This window comes from Aneurinibacillus aneurinilyticus ATCC 12856, from assembly GCF_000466385.1.
GTDB lineage: Bacteria > Bacillota > Bacilli > Aneurinibacillales > Aneurinibacillaceae > Aneurinibacillus > Aneurinibacillus aneurinilyticus.
Window position 1 is genome coordinate 1 of record NZ_KE952867.1, and the last position, 712, is coordinate 712.

1 protein-coding gene is annotated in these 712 nt (G+C 31.2%); it reads right to left on the reverse strand.

What is annotated here, in order from left to right; all coding sequences use genetic code 11:
• Window positions 1-233: 233 nt before the first annotated feature.
• On the reverse strand, window positions 234-712 hold a 479-nt coding region (locus HMPREF0083_RS19895; RefSeq protein ID WP_021623517.1), incomplete at its 5' end, for a primase-like DNA-binding domain-containing protein.

The window sequence follows — 712 nt, forward strand, 5'->3', positions numbered from 1 at the left end:
GTGTATGTGTCCAAAGTTCGGGGGTTAATCCGGTTTTCATACTCATATATCCTCATGTTGCCCATCATTAATCAACCTCCCATATATAATATATAAATAGTATTCTTGACTTTACTTTTTTTCTTGTAGCTGCTTGTAGTAAAGATGCTTTTTGTTTGCTACGAATAGAGCATTGTAGCATCAGCCTTCTTAGCTATCCTGTAGCAAAAGTAGCCATCTTATCTCATGTTCCTTTAATAAACTTCTTTTAAAGATATTCCGATAAATCCCTCAAGAGGTATAGAACCTTTATATCTAAACTTCTTCTTTTCAAATGAAAAGGATTTTATCTGGTTAAAGAATTCGGTTTTATTCAATGAAGTTAGACAGTTACTCGCGCAATATTTACAATATGCATTATACAAATCCCTTTTATGGACTCTAAAACTTTTATTATTCCAATCTACATCACAACAGGACTCAATAAATGAAATAGCTGTATTCATCTCCTGAACATACTGTCTCTTAAATTCATTAGAGTCATTACAAGATGTAAAAATAAAATTATTTTCAATTAATCTCCTTAGTCCTTTTAAGGCCCAATAAACTATATAGTCCCTTTCCTCTAGCATTTTTTCTTTCAAGTTTAAATCCCTCTCATCTTCTGGAATTGTATTATTAAAAGTAACAAATATAATCTGAACCTCTGTCAATAGATTGGACACAATGAATC